This is a genomic window from Nitrospirota bacterium (genome assembly GCA_015233895.1).
Taxonomy (GTDB): domain Bacteria; phylum Nitrospirota; class Thermodesulfovibrionia; order Thermodesulfovibrionales; family Magnetobacteriaceae; genus Magnetomonas.
The window spans coordinates 1,624-2,025 of record JADFXG010000065.1 but is presented as its reverse complement, the minus strand read 5'-3'; the positions used below and the strand labels follow the sequence as shown (position 1 = coordinate 2,025).

At 51.0% G+C, this 402-nt stretch carries 1 rRNA gene (only partly in view); it reads left to right on the top strand.

Annotated elements, in window-relative coordinates:
* Positions 1-402 (top strand): 16S ribosomal RNA (locus tag HQK88_17215) (its annotated part continues 358 nt past the right edge of the window); the annotation flags it as partial.

The following is a 402-nucleotide window of genomic DNA, read 5'->3' as shown; positions in this document are numbered from 1 at the left end:
TAGATACTCTGGTAGTCCTAGCCGTAAACGATGAATACTAGGTGTTGGTCCTTTCGGGGATCAGCGCCGAAGCTAACGCATTAAGTATTCCACCTGGGGACTACGGTCGCAAGGCTAAAACTCAAAGAAATTGACGGGGGCCCGCACAAGCGGTGGAACATGTGGTTTAATTCGATGCTACGCGAAAAACCTCACCTGGGCTTGACATGTAAGCAGTAGAGAAATGAAAGTGGATCGAACCGTCAAATCGGTAACTTACACAGGTGCTGCATGGCTGTCGTCAGCTCGTGTCGTGAGATGTTGGGTTAAGTCCCGCAACGAGCGCAACCATTGCCCTATGTTGCCACTCTGGTCCTAGCAATAGGTATCAGAAGCACGCTTAGGGGACTGCCTGGGACAACC